At 35.9% G+C, this 13,482-nt stretch carries 25 protein-coding genes; 24 read left to right on the forward strand and 1 reads right to left on the reverse strand.

Annotated features, from left to right (window positions below; all coding sequences use genetic code 11):
- Window positions 1-58: 58 nt before the first annotated feature.
- Window positions 59-1,393: an NCS2 family permease gene (locus tag ssp1_RS03285; RefSeq protein WP_002450321.1), complete on the forward strand. Its 1,335-nt coding sequence runs from the start codon at window positions 59-61 to the stop codon at window positions 1,391-1,393.
- A gap of 67 nt (window positions 1,394-1,460) precedes the next feature.
- Here ssp1_RS03285 and ssp1_RS03290 read toward each other — a convergent pair whose 3' ends face one another.
- Entirely contained in the window at window positions 1,461-1,853 is a 393-nt protein-coding gene (locus tag ssp1_RS03290; RefSeq protein WP_002450527.1) for a hypothetical protein, read from the reverse strand.
- 353 nt (window positions 1,854-2,206) lie between these two features.
- On the opposite strand from ssp1_RS03290, the gene rpsJ reads away from it, so the two are divergent.
- The 23 genes from rpsJ to ssp1_RS03405 all read left to right on the forward strand — a co-directional run bounded on the left by rpsJ (window position 2,207) and on the right by ssp1_RS03405 (window position 13,386).
- The gene (rpsJ, locus tag ssp1_RS03295; protein ID WP_001118667.1) at window positions 2,207-2,515 is read left to right on the forward strand and encodes a 30S ribosomal protein S10; all 309 of its coding nucleotides are present in this window, start codon (window positions 2,207-2,209) and stop codon (window positions 2,513-2,515) included.
- A gap of 27 nt (window positions 2,516-2,542) precedes the next feature.
- Window positions 2,543-3,214, forward strand: coding sequence for a 50S ribosomal protein L3 (gene rplC, locus ssp1_RS03300; protein ID WP_002450526.1), 672 nt, complete (start codon window positions 2,543-2,545; stop codon window positions 3,212-3,214).
- Window positions 3,215-3,242: 28 nt separating this feature from the next.
- Complete coding sequence (gene rplD / locus ssp1_RS03305) at window positions 3,243-3,866, forward strand: 50S ribosomal protein L4 (protein WP_002450525.1); 624 nt, start codon at window positions 3,243-3,245, stop codon at window positions 3,864-3,866.
- Window positions 3,866-4,141: a 50S ribosomal protein L23 gene (gene rplW, locus ssp1_RS03310; protein WP_002450524.1), complete on the forward strand. Its 276-nt coding sequence runs from the start codon at window positions 3,866-3,868 to the stop codon at window positions 4,139-4,141. The genes rplD and rplW overlap by 1 nt, the downstream gene beginning before the upstream one ends.
- Before the next feature lie 30 nt (window positions 4,142-4,171).
- Window positions 4,172-5,005, forward strand: coding sequence for a 50S ribosomal protein L2 (gene rplB / locus ssp1_RS03315; protein WP_002450523.1), 834 nt, complete (start codon window positions 4,172-4,174; stop codon window positions 5,003-5,005).
- Window positions 5,006-5,072: 67 nt separating this feature from the next.
- Window positions 5,073-5,351 carry a 30S ribosomal protein S19 gene (gene rpsS / locus ssp1_RS03320; RefSeq protein WP_118828115.1) on the forward strand — a complete coding sequence of 93 codons (279 nt, stop codon included), beginning with the start codon at window positions 5,073-5,075 and terminating at the stop codon, window positions 5,349-5,351.
- A 28-nt stretch (window positions 5,352-5,379) separates the two neighbouring features.
- Window positions 5,380-5,733, forward strand: coding sequence for a 50S ribosomal protein L22 (rplV, locus tag ssp1_RS03325; RefSeq protein WP_001829734.1), 354 nt, complete (start codon window positions 5,380-5,382; stop codon window positions 5,731-5,733).
- Between the two features lie 23 nt (window positions 5,734-5,756).
- Window positions 5,757-6,413, forward strand: a complete 657-nt coding sequence (gene rpsC / locus ssp1_RS03330) for a 30S ribosomal protein S3 (RefSeq protein ID WP_075778432.1) — start codon at window positions 5,757-5,759, stop codon at window positions 6,411-6,413.
- A 2-nt stretch (window positions 6,414-6,415) separates the two neighbouring features.
- The gene (rplP, locus tag ssp1_RS03335) at window positions 6,416-6,850 is read left to right on the forward strand and encodes a 50S ribosomal protein L16 (protein WP_002450520.1); all 435 of its coding nucleotides are present in this window, start codon (window positions 6,416-6,418) and stop codon (window positions 6,848-6,850) included.
- Window positions 6,840-7,049, forward strand: a complete 210-nt coding sequence (rpmC, locus tag ssp1_RS03340; RefSeq protein ID WP_000644737.1) for a 50S ribosomal protein L29 — start codon at window positions 6,840-6,842, stop codon at window positions 7,047-7,049. The genes rplP and rpmC overlap by 11 nt, the downstream gene beginning before the upstream one ends.
- A gap of 25 nt (window positions 7,050-7,074) precedes the next feature.
- The gene (gene rpsQ / locus ssp1_RS03345; protein WP_002432741.1) at window positions 7,075-7,338 is read left to right on the forward strand and encodes a 30S ribosomal protein S17; all 264 of its coding nucleotides are present in this window, start codon (window positions 7,075-7,077) and stop codon (window positions 7,336-7,338) included.
- 31 nt (window positions 7,339-7,369) lie between these two features.
- Window positions 7,370-7,738 (forward strand): 50S ribosomal protein L14, encoded by a 369-nt coding sequence (gene rplN, locus ssp1_RS03350; RefSeq protein WP_002432661.1) that lies wholly within the window; start codon window positions 7,370-7,372, stop codon window positions 7,736-7,738.
- Window positions 7,739-7,773: 35 nt separating this feature from the next.
- The gene (gene rplX / locus ssp1_RS03355) at window positions 7,774-8,091 is read left to right on the forward strand and encodes a 50S ribosomal protein L24 (RefSeq protein WP_002466469.1); all 318 of its coding nucleotides are present in this window, start codon (window positions 7,774-7,776) and stop codon (window positions 8,089-8,091) included.
- A gap of 25 nt (window positions 8,092-8,116) precedes the next feature.
- Window positions 8,117-8,656: a 50S ribosomal protein L5 gene (rplE, locus tag ssp1_RS03360; RefSeq protein ID WP_002466470.1), complete on the forward strand. Its 540-nt coding sequence runs from the start codon at window positions 8,117-8,119 to the stop codon at window positions 8,654-8,656.
- A 22-nt stretch (window positions 8,657-8,678) separates the two neighbouring features.
- Window positions 8,679-8,864 (forward strand): type Z 30S ribosomal protein S14, encoded by a 186-nt coding sequence (locus ssp1_RS03365; protein ID WP_001829713.1) that lies wholly within the window; start codon window positions 8,679-8,681, stop codon window positions 8,862-8,864.
- Window positions 8,865-8,895: 31 nt separating this feature from the next.
- The gene (gene rpsH / locus ssp1_RS03370) at window positions 8,896-9,294 is read left to right on the forward strand and encodes a 30S ribosomal protein S8 (protein ID WP_002450517.1); all 399 of its coding nucleotides are present in this window, start codon (window positions 8,896-8,898) and stop codon (window positions 9,292-9,294) included.
- Window positions 9,295-9,318: 24 nt separating this feature from the next.
- A complete protein-coding gene (rplF, locus tag ssp1_RS03375; protein WP_002450516.1) occupies window positions 9,319-9,855 on the forward strand; it encodes a 50S ribosomal protein L6 in 537 nt (178 codons plus the stop codon).
- Between the two features lie 31 nt (window positions 9,856-9,886).
- Window positions 9,887-10,249, forward strand: coding sequence for a 50S ribosomal protein L18 (gene rplR / locus ssp1_RS03380; RefSeq protein WP_002450515.1), 363 nt, complete (start codon window positions 9,887-9,889; stop codon window positions 10,247-10,249).
- A gap of 20 nt (window positions 10,250-10,269) precedes the next feature.
- Window positions 10,270-10,770, forward strand: coding sequence for a 30S ribosomal protein S5 (gene rpsE / locus ssp1_RS03385; protein ID WP_002450514.1), 501 nt, complete (start codon window positions 10,270-10,272; stop codon window positions 10,768-10,770).
- Between the two features lie 16 nt (window positions 10,771-10,786).
- Window positions 10,787-10,966 (forward strand): 50S ribosomal protein L30, encoded by a 180-nt coding sequence (rpmD, locus tag ssp1_RS03390; protein WP_001096576.1) that lies wholly within the window; start codon window positions 10,787-10,789, stop codon window positions 10,964-10,966.
- Window positions 10,967-10,982: 16 nt separating this feature from the next.
- Window positions 10,983-11,423, forward strand: coding sequence for a 50S ribosomal protein L15 (gene rplO / locus ssp1_RS03395; RefSeq protein WP_002450513.1), 441 nt, complete (start codon window positions 10,983-10,985; stop codon window positions 11,421-11,423).
- Window positions 11,423-12,718: a preprotein translocase subunit SecY gene (gene secY / locus ssp1_RS03400; RefSeq protein ID WP_002466482.1), complete on the forward strand. Its 1,296-nt coding sequence runs from the start codon at window positions 11,423-11,425 to the stop codon at window positions 12,716-12,718. Before rplO ends, secY begins: the two co-directional genes overlap by 1 nt.
- A 17-nt stretch (window positions 12,719-12,735) precedes the next feature.
- Window positions 12,736-13,386 (forward strand): adenylate kinase, encoded by a 651-nt coding sequence (locus tag ssp1_RS03405; protein ID WP_002450511.1) that lies wholly within the window; start codon window positions 12,736-12,738, stop codon window positions 13,384-13,386.
- Window positions 13,387-13,482 lie beyond the last annotated feature (96 nt).

Here is a 13,482-nt window from a genome sequence, read left to right on the forward strand (position 1 = left end):
TCTTTTTAGAAAATTGGTATTAAAATATTAAAGTATTTCAAAAAAAGGAGCATTAGCCGTGAAAAAATACTTCAAGTTCGATGAATATGGTACTAACTTCAAAAGAGAAATCTTAGGTGGTATCACTACTTTCTTATCAATGGCTTATATTTTAGCAGTAAATCCACAAGTTTTAAGTTTAGCAGGCGTTAAAGGTGTATCTGAAGATATGAAGATGGACCAAGGGGCCATTTTTGTAGCTACTGCTTTAGCAGCATTTGTAGGTTCATTATTTATGGGCCTTATTGCAAAGTACCCTATAGCATTAGCACCTGGAATGGGACTAAATGCCTTCTTCGCATTTACAGTTGTTTTAACAATGGGCATTCCATGGAAAGTCGGTTTAACAGGCGTTTTATTCTCAGGTATATTCTTCGCGATTTTGACCGTCACAGGCCTTCGTGAGATTATAATTAACGCAATACCTTATCAGATGAAAATGGCCGTCTCAGCTGGAATAGGATTGTTTATTACCTTTGTTGGTCTGCAAAGCTCAGGTATCATTGTTAAAAATGACTCAACATTAGTAACACTAGGTCATTTAACTAAAGCCCCAGTGTTATTAGCAATATTCGGTATTGTTATTACAGTTGTGTTATATGCGAAAAAAGTACCAGGTTCTATATTTATTGGTATGATCATTACTGCTATCGTTGGTATGATAACAGGTCAAATTCACACACCAACAGGCGTTGTAGGTCATATTCCAAGTATTAAACCAACATTTGGCGCAGCATTTGAAGCATTTAAAGACCCAGGACAATTATTTACGATACAATTCTTAATCGTCATTTTAACTTTCTTATTTATTGATTTCTTTGATACTGCAGGTACTTTAGTTGCAGTAGCAACACAAGCCGGCATTATGAAAGACAACAAGTTACCTAGAGCAGGTAGAGCTTTATTCTCAGATTCACTAGCAACAATTGTAGGTGCTATTTTCGGTACTACAACAACTACATCATACATTGAATCAACTTCAGGTGTGGCAGTAGGAGCTAGAACAGGCTTTGCTAGTATTGTAACTGGATTCTGTTTCTTATTAGCACTATTCTTTAGTCCATTAATCGCTGTAGTTACAAGTGCAGTTACAACGCCAGCACTTGTAGTCGTGGGTGTGTTAATGGCAGCAAATTTTGCTGAGATCAATTGGAAACGATTCGAAGTTGCAGTTCCTGCATTTATTACAATTATCATGATGCCGTTATCATATTCAATAGCTACTGGTATTGCATGTGGATTTATTTTCTATCCAATTACCATGTTAATTAGTAAAAGACATAAAGAAGTACATCCGATTATGTATGTATTAATGGTATTATTCATTTTATACTTCATCTTCGTACATGGCTAAATATAAAAAAGACGTTCACACCATCATAAGTGTGAACGTCTTTTCTTATTACGAAGCAATATAATCGCTATTTAGATTTATGACCATCTTTATATTGTGTATAGATAACTCTTGCGTTTTTATTCGGGATATAAGTTGGCGCAGCTAGAACAATAAAAACAAAGAAAATCATCAATACAAATAATGCCCAATGAATAATCATGCCTACAAAAGGAATAAATGCTACAAACGAACCAATAATTCCAAGTATTGGAATTATCACCATAGGTTTAATAGTATTTTGAGTGTCAACTAATAATATTATAGTAAGAATTAGATAAAGAAACGCATTAAATAATAATGGTTGCCATCCAAAGCTTACAATAACGCTACCACCTAAAAATGGAATACCATAAAAGAATTCACAAATGATTAAGAAAACACCAATTATTGCTAGGGTAAGTTTAATACCGTTTTTCATTTAATTCACCCCCGTTCTCTTCTATTATAATAAAAAGGAACCGAAGTTAGTATTAAAAAGATTAGGTTAAAGAAATGAAATTAAAAATAAAGTAAAAAAATTCCCTAAAACGGTTGAATAAGCAATACATTTAAAGTACAATAACAAAGTATGTGTTAGACAGAACAGAAAAAGTTAGTGGAAACCATTGATTTATCAATGATTTTCATGTAACATATCTAATGTTGGACTTTAAGAAACGCGATGAAGCGAAAGGTTACTGACACACCCGGCCGCTTTGCCATGGCGCTGTGTGAGATAGTTTTCGTGGAGAAGTCTATCACTTAAATGTAGACGAATAAGGAGGGAAAATTATGGCAAAACAAAAAATCAGAATCAGATTAAAAGCTTATGATCACCGCGTGATTGATCAATCAGCAGAAAAAATTGTTGAAACTGCTAAACGTTCTGGTGCAGATGTTTCTGGACCAATTCCGTTACCAACAGAAAAGTCAGTTTATACAATCATCCGTGCCGTGCATAAGTACAAAGATTCACGTGAACAATTCGAACAACGTACTCATAAACGTTTAATCGATATTGTTAACCCAACACCAAAAACAGTTGATGCTCTTATGGGCTTAAACTTACCATCTGGTGTAGACATCGAAATTAAATTATAATAGAAAAATTTAGGAGGTGGACTTTCGATGACCAAAGGAATCTTAGGAAGAAAAATCGGGATGACACAAGTGTTTGGAGAAAACGGTGAATTAATCCCAGTAACAGTAGTAGAAGCAGGACAAAACGTTGTATTACAAAAGAAAACTGAAGAAGTTGACGGTTACAACGCAATCCAAGTAGGATTCGAAGACAAAAAAGCATATAAAAAAGGTTCTAAAACTAATAAATATGCTAATAAACCAGCTGAAGGTCATGCTAAAAAAGCTGACACAGCACCTAAGCGCTTCATTCGTGAATTCAGAAACGTTAACGTTGATGAATACGAAGTAGGTCAAGAAGTCTCAGTTGATACATTCGAAACTGGTGACATCATTGATGTTACAGGCGTTTCAAAAGGTAAAGGTTTCCAAGGTGCTATTAAACGCCACGGACAAGCTCGTGGACCAATGGCTCACGGTTCTCATTTCCACAGAGCACCAGGTTCTGTAGGTATGGCTTCAGATGCTTCAAGAGTATTTAAAGGTCAAAAAATGCCAGGCCGTATGGGTGGAAACACAGTTACTGTACAAAACCTAGAAGTAGTACAAGTTGACACTGAAAACAGTGTAATCTTAGTAAAAGGTAATGTACCTGGACCTAAAAAAGGTTTAGTAGAAATTTCAACTTCAATTAAATCAATTAAAAAAGGTAATAAATAATTAATAAGCGAAAGGAGGAAAATGCATAATGGCTAATTATGATGTTTTAAAAGTAGACGGATCAAAAAGTGGTTCAGTTGAATTAAGCGATGCAGTATTTGCAATCGAACCAAATAATAGCGTTCTATTTGAAGCTATTAATTTACAACGTGCTTCATTACGTCAAGGTACTCATTCTGTTAAAAACCGTTCAGCAGTACGTGGCGGTGGACGTAAACCATGGAGACAAAAAGGAACAGGTCGTGCTCGTCAAGGTACAATCCGTGCTCCACAATGGCGTGGCGGTGGCGTTGTATTCGGACCAACTCCAAGAAGTTATGGTTACAAAATGCCTAAGAAAATGCGTCGTTTAGCATTACGTTCTGCATTATCATTCAAAGTTAAAGAAAATGGATTCACAGTTGTAGATGCATTCGGTTTCGATGCTCCAAAAACAAAAGAATTCAAAAATGTTTTAACTACATTAGAACAACCTAAAAAAGTCTTAGTAGTTGTTGAAAACGAAGATGTAAACGTTGAATTATCAGCACGTAACATCCCAGGTGTTCAAGTAACAACTGCTCAAGGTTTAAATGTATTAGATATCACAAGCGCTGACAGTGTAGTAATCACTGAAGCTGCTGCTAAAAAAGTTGAGGAGGTGCTCGGATAATGGAAGCTAGAGATATTCTTAAGCGCCCCGTAATCACTGAGAAATCTTCAGAAGCAATGGCAGAAGATAAATATACATTCGATGTTGATACTCGTGCTAACAAAACACAAGTTAAAATTGCTGTTGAAGAAATCTTCGACGTAAAAGTTGATAATGTTAACATCATCAACTATAAACCCAAGAAAAAACGTATGGGCCGTTACCAAGGCTACACAAATAAAAGAAGAAAAGCGATTGTAAAACTTAAAGAAGGTTCAATCGACTTATTCAACTAAAAAACATTACCAATAAGGAGGTAAACGACAATGGCTCTTAAAAAGTATAAGCCAATAACTAATGGTCGTCGTAATATGACTTCATTAGATTTCGCTGAAATTACGAAAACTACACCAGAAAAGTCATTATTACAACCGCTACCGAAAAGAGCGGGACGTAACAACCAAGGTAAATTGACTGTTCGCCATCATGGTGGAGGACATAAACGTCAATACCGTGTTATCGATTTCAAACGTAACAAAGACGGTATCAACGCTAAAGTTGATTCTATCCAATACGATCCAAACCGTTCAGCTAACATTGCGTTATTAGTATATGCTGATGGTGAAAAACGTTATATCATCGCACCTAAAGGATTACAAGTAGGTCAAACAGTTGAAAGTGGTGCTGAAGCAGATATCAAAGTAGGTAATGCTTTACCACTACAAAACATTCCTGTAGGTACAGTAATCCACAATATCGAGTTAAAACCTGGTAAAGGTGGACAAATTGCTCGTTCAGCTGGAGCTAGCTCTCAAGTATTAGGTAAAGAAGGTAAATATGTATTAATCAGATTACGCTCTGGTGAAGTTCGTATGATTCTTTCAACTTGCCGTGCTACTATTGGTCAAGTTGGTAACATCCAACACGAACTAGTAAACGTTGGTAAAGCTGGACGTTCAAGATGGAAAGGTATCCGCCCTACAGTTCGTGGTTCTGTAATGAACCCTAACGATCACCCACACGGTGGTGGTGAAGGTCGTGCACCTATCGGTAGACCATCTCCAATGTCACCTTGGGGTAAACCTACGCTTGGTAAGAAAACACGTCGTGGTAAAAAATCATCAGACAAGCTTATCGTTCGTGGACGTAAGAAAAAATAATAAAATTAACTTATTTGGGTGTGCGGCGTAACAGCTGCACGCACAGAATAAGAAGGGAGGCGCCCAAATGGCTCGTAGTATTAAAAAAGGACCTTTCGTCGATGATCACTTAATGAAAAAAGTTGAAGCACAAGACGGAAGTGAAAAGAAACAAGTAATGAAAACATGGTCTCGTCGTTCTACAGTTTTCCCAAATTTCATTGGTCATACTTTCGCAGTATACGATGGACGTAAACATGTACCTGTATATGTAACAGAAGATATGGTAGGCCACAAATTAGGTGAATTCGCACCAACTCGTACATTTAAAGGTCATGCTGTTGACGATAAAAAAACAAGAAGATAATTTTTAATAAGTAGAGGAGGAAATCCTAATGGAAGCAAAAGCGGTTGCTAGAACAATAAGAATCGCACCTCGTAAAGTAAGATTAGTTCTTGACTTAATTAGAGGTAAAAATGCTGGAGAAGCTATTGCAATTTTAAAATTAACTAACAAAGCTTCATCACCAGTTATCGAAAAAGTATTAATGTCCGCTTTAGCTAATGCTGAACATAACTACGACATGAACACAGATGAATTAGTAGTTAAAGAAGCTTACGCTAATGAAGGACCAACTTTAAAACGTTTCCGCCCACGTGCGCAAGGACGTGCAAGTGCGATTAATAAACGTACAAGCCACATTACAATCGTCGTAAGTGACGGTAAAGAAGAAGCTAAAGAAGCTTAATAACTTTCTAAGGAGGGAATACTGTGGGTCAAAAAATTAATCCAATCGGACTTCGTGTTGGAATCATCCGTGATTGGGAAGCAAAATGGTATGCTGAAAAAGATTTCGCTTCACTATTACACGAAGATTTAAAAATCCGTAAATTTATTGATAATAAATTAAAAGAAGCATCAGTTTCTCACGTAGATATCGAACGTGCTGCAAACCGTATTAATATCGCAATTCATACTGGTAAACCTGGTATGGTAATTGGTAAAGGCGGTTCAGAAATTGATAAACTTCGTAACAAATTAAACGATTTAACTGATAAAAAAGTACACATCAACGTAATTGAAATCAAGAAAATTGATATTGATGCAAGATTAGTTGCTGAAAATATCGCACGTCAATTAGAAAACCGTGCTTCATTCCGTCGTGTACAAAAACAAGCTATTACAAGAGCTATGAAACTTGGTGCTAAAGGTATTAAAACTCAAGTATCAGGTCGTTTAGGCGGAGCTGATATTGCTCGTGCTGAACAATATTCTGAAGGAACTGTTCCACTTCATACATTACGTGCTGACATCGATTATGCACACGCTGAAGCAGATACTACTTATGGTAAATTAGGCGTTAAAGTATGGATTTATCGTGGAGAAGTTCTTCCTACTACTAAGAACACTAGTGAAGGAGGAAAATAATCATGTTACTACCAAAACGTGTTAAATATCGTCGTCAACATCGTCCTAAAACAACTGGTCGTTCAAAAGGCGGTAACTATGTAACATTTGGTGAGTATGGTTTACAAGCGACAACAACGTCTTGGATCACTTCTCGTCAAATCGAATCAGCTCGTATTGCAATGACTCGTTATATGAAACGTGGTGGGAAAGTTTGGATCAAAATCTTCCCTCATACACCATATACTAAAAAACCTTTAGAAGTACGTATGGGTGCCGGTAAAGGTGCGGTTGAAGGCTGGATTGCAGTCGTTAAACCTGGTAGAATTTTATTCGAAGTCGCTGGTGTACAAGAAGAAGTTGCACGCGAAGCACTACGTTTAGCAAGTCACAAACTTCCAGTAAAAACTAAGTTTGTAAAACGTGAAGAATTGGGTGGTGAAACAAATGAAAGCTAAGGAAATTAGAGACTTAACCACTTCAGAAATCGAAGAACAAATCAAATCTTCAAAAGAAGAGCTTTTTAACCTACGCTTTCAGTTAGCTACAGGTCAATTAGAAGAAACTGCACGTATTCGCACAGTAAGAAAAACGATTGCACGTCTAAAAACTGTTGCTCGTGAAAGAGAAATTGAACAAAGTAAGGCTAATCAATAATTAATTGAAAGAGGAGGTTACAAAAGTGAGCGAAAGAAATGATCGTAAAGTTTATGTAGGTAGAGTTGTTTCCGACAAAATGGACAAGACTATTACAGTACTTGTTGAAACTTACAAAACACACAAATTATACGGCAAACGAGTAAAATACTCAAAAAAATACAAAACTCATGATGAAAACAATTCAGCTAAATTAGGAGACATTGTTAAAATTCAAGAAACTCGTCCTTTATCAGCAACAAAACGTTTTCGTTTAGTAGAAATTGTTGAAGAGTCAGTAATTATTTAATTCAAGATTAGAGATAAGGGAGGTTTAACTAATGATCCAACAAGAGACACGTTTAAAAGTAGCAGACAACTCTGGTGCTCGTGAAGTTCTTACAATTAAAGTATTAGGTGGATCTGGTCGCAAAACAGCGAACATCGGCGATATTATCGTATGTACTGTTAAAAATGCAACACCAGGTGGCGTTGTTAAAAAAGGCGATGTTGTCAAAGCTGTTGTAGTACGTACTAAATCAGGTGTACGCCGTAACGATGGTTCATATATCAAATTTGACGAAAATGCATGTGTTATCATTCGTGATGACAAAGGCCCACGTGGTACTCGTATCTTTGGTCCTGTTGCTCGTGAATTACGTGAAGGTAACTTCATGAAAATCGTATCATTAGCACCAGAAGTACTATAAAATCAAATAACCAAAATATATAAGGAGGTGCCCACATGCATATCAAAAAAGGTGACAACGTAAAAGTTATCGCAGGTAAAGACAAAGGTAAAGAAGGTAAAGTAGTAGCTACTGAACCTAAACGTGACCGTGTCGTTGTGGAAGGTGTTAACGTTATTAAAAAACACCAAAAACCAACTCAATTAAACCCTGAAGGTGGAATTTTAGAAACAGAGGCAGCTATCCATGTTTCTAACGTACAATTATTAGACCCTAAAACAAACGAACCAACTCGTGTAGGTTACAAATTTGTTGATGGTAAAAAAGTTCGTATTGCAAAAAAATCTGGCGAAGAAATTAAATCTAATAATTAATTACTAGTTGAAAGGAGGATCCACTTTGAACCGTTTAAAAGAAAAATTCAATTCTGAAGTTACTGAGAACTTAGTAAAGAAATTTAACTATAGTTCAGTAATGGAAGTACCAAAAATTGACAAAATCGTAGTGAACATGGGTGTAGGTGACGCTGTTCAAAACTCTAAAGTGTTAGATAACGCTGTTGAAGAGTTAGAATTAATCACTGGTCAAAAACCATTAGTAACTAAAGCTAAAAAATCAGTTGCAACATTCCGTTTACGTGAAGGTATGCCAATCGGTGCGAAAGTTACACTTCGCGGAGAAAGAATGTATGAATTCTTAGATAAACTTATTTCAGTATCACTACCACGTGTACGTGACTTCCAAGGTGTTTCTAAAAAAGCATTCGATGGTCGCGGTAACTACACATTAGGTGTTAAAGAACAATTAATTTTCCCTGAAATCGATTATGATAAAGTAAGCAAAGTAAGAGGAATGGATATTGTTATCGTAACTACTGCTAACACTGACGAGGAAGCTCGTGAATTGTTATCAAACTTCGGTATGCCATTTCGTAAATAATCTCTAAAAGGAGGCTAATTAAGTGGCTAAAACTTCAATGGTTGCTAAGCAACAAAAAAAACAAAAATTCGCAGTTCGTGAATACACTCGTTGTGAACGCTGTGGTCGTCCACATTCTGTATATCGTAAATTTAAATTATGCCGTATTTGTTTCCGTGAATTAGCTTACAAAGGCCAAATTCCTGGCGTACGCAAAGCTAGCTGGTAATAAACAAGAGTCTGAAAGGAGGCAACAATCAATGACAATGACAGATCCAATCGCAGATATGCTAACTCGTGTAAGAAACGCAAACATGGTTCGTCACGATAAATTAGAATTACCTGCGTCTAATATCAAAAAAGAAATTGCTGAAATCTTAAAAAATGAAGGTTTCATTAAAAACGTTGAATACGTAGAAGACGATAAACAAGGTGTTATTCGTTTATTCTTAAAATATGGTCAAAACAATGAACGTGTTATCACAGGATTAAAACGTATTTCAAAACCAGGTTTACGTGTTTATGCTAAAGCTAACGAAGTACCAAAAGTACTTAATGGTTTAGGTATTGCATTAGTATCAACTTCTGAAGGTGTTATCACTGATAAAGAAGCAAGAAAACGTAATGTTGGTGGAGAAATTATCGCATACGTTTGGTAATAAATAATAAGGAGGTGCCATAACATGAGTCGTGTTGGTAAGAAAATTATTGACATCCCTAGTGACGTAACAGTAACTTTTGACAAAAATAATGTAACTGTTAAAGGTCCAAAAGGTGAATTATCAAAAACATTAAACGAAAGAATGACATTCAAACAAGAAGAAAACACAATTGAAGTTGTAAGACCATCTGATTCTAAAGATGACAGAACAGATCATGGTACAACTCGTGCTTTATTAAATAATATGGTACAAGGTGTTTCTCAAGGTTTCGAAAAAACACTTGAACTTGTTGGTGTAGGTTACCGTGCTCAAATGCAAGGTAATGATTTAGTACTTAACGTTGGTTACTCTCACCCAGTTGAAATTAAAGCCGAAGACGGAATTACTTTCGCTGTAGAGAAAAACACAACTGTTAAAGTTTCTGGTGTATCTAAAGAGCAAGTTGGAGCAATCGCTTCTAACATCCGTTCAGTAAGACCTCCAGAACCTTATAAAGGTAAAGGTATTCGTTACCAAGGTGAATACGTTCGCCGTAAAGAAGGTAAAACTGGTAAATAATAGATAACACTCTACAGAAAGGAGTATTGAAATGATCAGTAAAATTGATAAAAATAAAGTGCGTTTGAAAAGACATTCACGTGTTCGTACTAAATTATCAGGTACAGCTGAAAAGCCACGTTTAAATGTATATCGTTCAAACAAACACATTTACGCACAAATCATTGATGATGTTAAAGGCGAAACATTAGCTCAAGCTTCATCTAAAGATAAAGATATTGCTAACGAATCAGCAACTAAAGTTGATTTATCTACAAAAGTTGGCGAAACAATTGCTAAAAAAGCAAGTGATAAAGGAATTAAAGAAATCGTATTCGATCGTGGAGGTTACTTATACCACGGACGCGTTAAAGCATTAGCAGAAGCTGCTAGAGAAAACGGTTTAGAATTTTAATTTAAAGGAGGGACAAATACATGGCTCGTAGAGAAGAAGAAACGAAAGAATTTGAAGAACGCGTTGTTACAATCAATCGTGTTGCTAAAGTTGTTAAAGGTGGACGTCGTTTCCGTTTCACTGCATTAGTAGTAGTTGGAGACAAAAATGGTCGTGTAGGTTTCGGTACTGGTAAAGCACAAGAGGTACCTGAAGCAATCAAAAAAGCTGTAGAAGCAGCTAAAAAAGATTTAGTTGTAGTTCCACGTGTTGAAGGTACTACACCTCACACAATCACTGGCCGTTATGGTTCAGGTAGTGTATTCATGAAACCTGCAGCTCCTGGTACTGGTGTTATCGCTGGTGGACCAGTTCGTGCGGTATTAGAATTAGCAGGTATCACTGATATCTTAAGTAAATCATTAGGTTCAAACACACCAATCAACATGGTTCGTGCAACTTTAAATGGTTTACAAAACCTTAAAAACGCTGAAGATGTTGCGAAATTACGCGGCAAAACAGTTGAAGAATTATATAATTAAGGAGGGAAAATAAGTTATGGCTAAATTACAAATCACCCTCACTCGTAGTGTTATTGGTCGTCCTGAAACACAACGTAAAACTGTTGAAGCTTTAGGTCTTAAAAAGACTAATAGCTCAGTAGTTGTTGAAGATAACCCTGCTATTCGTGGGCAAATCAACAAAGTTAAACATTTATTAACAGTAGAAGAAAAATAATTAAGGAGGTGCCGACATGAAATTACATGAGTTAAAACCAGCAGAAGGTTCACGTAAAGAACGTAACCGTGTAGGTCGTGGTGCAGCAACTGGTAATGGTAAAACAAGTGGCCGTGGACATAAAGGTCAAAAAGCACGTTCAGGTGGTAAAGTAAGACCTGGATTTGAAGGTGGACAATTACCATTATTCCGTCGTTTACCAAAACGTGGTTTCACTAACATAAATCGTAAAGAATATGCTATTGTTAACTTAGACCAACTTAATCAATTCGAAGATGGTACTGAAGTAACTCCAGCTTTATTAGTAGAATCTGGTGTTGTTAAGAACGAAAAATCTGGTATTAAAGTACTAGGTAACGGCTCACTAGATAAAAAATTAACAGTGAAAGCTCATAAGTTCTCAACTTCAGCAGCAGAAGCTATTGATGCTAAAGGTGGAGCACACGAGGTGATCTAATGTTTCAAACGCTTGTGAGCTTCTTTAAAACTAAAGAAGTTCGAAACAAGATTTTCTTCACTCTAGCAATGTTAGTGATCTTTAAGATTGGGACTTATATTCCAGCTCCTGGAGTAAATCCTAATGCTTTTGATCAAGCAGCAAAAGGTTCTCAAGGTGTCACTGATTTACTTAATACTTTCGGTGGTGGAGCCTTGAAGAACTTTTCAATATTTGCGATGGGAATCATGCCATACATTACCGCATCTATCGTAATGCAATTATTACAGATGGATATTGTTCCTAAGTTCTCTGAATGGGCTAAACAAGGTGATGTAGGTAGAAGAAAAATCAACAATGTAACACGTTATTTCGCTATTATATTAGCATTCATTCAGTCAATAGGTATGTCGTTCCAATTTAATAACTTATATGGTGGTCGCTTAATTGTAAGTCATTCTGTATATAGTTATTTATTGATTGCACTAACTTTAACAGCAGGAACTGCATTCTTGATATGGCTTGGTGACCAAATCACTCAGTTTGGTGTTGGTAATGGTATTTCACTTATCATCTTTGCAGGTATTTTATCAACGTTACCATCAAGTATTATTCAAGCAGGCCAACAAGCTTTTGTGGGCCAAGAAGATACGTCTTTAGCTTGGTTAAAAATAGTAGCACTCATTGTTGCATTAGTACTGTTAACAGTAGGTGCAATATTTGTACTTGAAGCGAAACGTAAAATTCCTATTCAATATGCAAAGAAACAAACAGCTCAACGATTAGGTTCACAAGCAACTTATCTACCTTTAAAAGTTAACTCAGCTGGTGTTATTCCTGTTATCTTTGCGATGGCATTTTTCTTATTACCAAGAACGTTGACGCTATTTTTCCCTAAAGCTGAATGGGCACAACAAATAGCTGATACAGCAAATCCATCAAGCAACATAGGAATGGTTATCTATATTGTATTAATCATTGCATTTGCATATTTTTATGCATTTGTTCAAGTTAATCCAGAAAAAATGGCTGACAACCTTAAGAAGCAAGGTAGTTATGTCCCAGGAATTCGTCCTGGTGAACAAACGAAAAAATATATTACTAAAGTGCTTTATCGATTAACATTTGTTGGCTCTATTTTCTTAGCTGTCATTGCAATTTTACCGATTTTAGCGACTAAGTTTATGGGATTACCAAGATCAATTCAAATTGGTGGTACAAGTTTACTAATCGTTATTGGTGTTGCTATTGAGACTATGAAATCATTAGAAGCACAAGTAAATCAAAAAGAGTATAAAGGCTTTGGTGGTAGATAATTTGTAGGAGGGCACTTATGAATATCATTTTAATGGGCTTACCTGGAGCAGGTAAAGGAACTCAAGCGAGTGAAATTGTTAAGAAATTCCCAATACCACACATATCTACTGGTGACATGTTCAGAAAAGCGATTAAAGATGAAACTGATTTAGGTAAAGAAGCTAAATCATACATGGATCGTGGAGAATTAGTCCCTGATGAAGTTACTGTGGGTATCGTTAAAGAAAGAATTTCTGAAGACGATGCAAAAAAAGGATTTTTATTAGATGGTTTCCCTAGAACAATCGATCAAGCAGAAGCTTTAAATTCAATTATGGCTGAACTTGATAGAAATATTGATGCTGTCATCAATATCGAAGTTCCAGAGGAAGAACTAATGAATCGTCTTACAGGTCGTCGTATCTGTGAGAATTGTGGTACAACTTATCATCTTGTATTTAATCCTCCAAAAGTTGAAGGTATTTGTGATCTTGATGGCGGTAAATTATATCAACGTGAAGATGATAATCCGGAAACTGTTTCAAATCGTTTGAAAGTCAATGTTAAACAATCAAAACCTATATTAGAATATTATGATAATAAAGGTGTATTGAAAAATATTGATGGTTCAAAAGATATTGAAGAGGTTACTACTGATGTCATTGATATCTTAGACCAATTACAATAGATCAACTTTTACGATCTATGTTGATGTGAATGTTTACTAACACTGTAATATACAATTTAATATGAGTGACAAATAACGATAATTAATTCCCGTAAT

The organism is Staphylococcus sp. M0911 (assembly GCF_003491325.1).
GTDB classification, from domain to species: Bacteria; Bacillota; Bacilli; order Staphylococcales; family Staphylococcaceae; genus Staphylococcus; species Staphylococcus warneri_A.